Origin of the sequence: Streptomyces caeruleatus (genome assembly GCF_001514235.1) — a bacterium.
In the GTDB taxonomy this organism is placed as follows: Bacteria; Actinomycetota; Actinomycetes; order Streptomycetales; family Streptomycetaceae; genus Streptomyces; species Streptomyces caeruleatus.
Window position 1 is genome coordinate 1 of the sequence record NZ_KQ948960.1, and the last position, 1,092, is coordinate 1,092.

Consider the following 1,092-nt stretch of genomic DNA (forward strand, 5'->3'; position numbering starts at 1 on the left):
TGATGCCCGGTCCGAAGCCGTTGTCGCTGGAGTTGTCCGATCACGAACGCAGGGTGTTGCGGGGCTGGTTGCGCAAACAGACCGCGTCTCAGGCACTGGTGTTGCGGTCGATGATCGTGCTGGCGTGCGCAGAGGGTCTGCCGAACGCACAGGTCGCGGACGACTTGGGCGTCTCGCGGGAGACGGTGCGTAAGTGGCGGTCCCGGTTTGCCGCCGACCGGCTGGAGGGCCTGGTGGACCGGCCGCGTTCGGGGGCGCCGCGGAAGATTACGGACGAGCAGGTCGAAGCCCTGGTCGCCAGGACCCTTGACCAGGCGCCGCCGACGGGTGATTCGCACTGGTCGACGCGTTCGATGGCCGAGGCGGCGGGCATGTCGCAGGCGGCTGTCTCGCGGATCTGGCGGGCGTTCGGCCTCAAGCCGCACATCGTGGAGACGTGGAAGCTGTCGACCGACCCGCAGTTCGTGACCAAGGTCCGTGACGTGGTGGGCATTTACCTGTCGCCGCCGGAGAACGCCCTGGTCCTGGCGGTGGACGAGAAGTCGCAGATACAGGCGCTGGACCGAACCCAGCCCGTGCTGCCGATGACGCCTGCCACGCCGGCGAAGATGACGCACGACTACGTCCGGCACGGCACGACCAGCCTGTTCGCCGCCCTGGACATCGCCTCCGGCTCGGTCATAGCCCAGCACTACCGCCGCCACCGCCACCAGGAGTTCCTCCGCTTCCTGAAGGTCATCGACGCAGCCGTCCCCAAGCACCTTGAACTCCACCTGGTCCTGGACAACTACGCCACCCACAAGACCGAGCCGGTCAAGAAGTGGCTGCTACGACACCCCCGCTTCCACCTGCACTTCACCCCGACCAGCGCGTCCTGGCTCAACCTCGTCGAGCGATGGTTCGCCGAGCTGACCTGCCGCAAACTCCGCCGCTCGGCACACCGCAACGTCGTCGAACTCGAACGGGACATCCGCAGCTGGATCAACGAGTGGAACAAGAACCCCAAGCCGTTTGTCTGGACGAAGGCCGCCGACGACATCCTCGACACACTCGCCGCCTACTGCACACGAATTAACGACTCAGGACACTAGG

The 1,092-nt window shown here is 66.1% G+C and carries 1 protein-coding gene; it reads left to right on the forward strand.

The window, feature by feature from the left end; translation table 11 throughout:
* Nucleotides 1-2: 2 nt before the first annotated feature.
* On the forward strand, nucleotides 3-1,091 hold the full coding sequence (locus tag AQJ67_RS44135; RefSeq protein WP_062725830.1) for an IS630 family transposase: 1,089 nt from the start codon (nucleotides 3-5) through the stop codon (nucleotides 1,089-1,091).
* The last annotated feature ends 1 nt before the right edge of the window (nucleotide 1,092 follow it).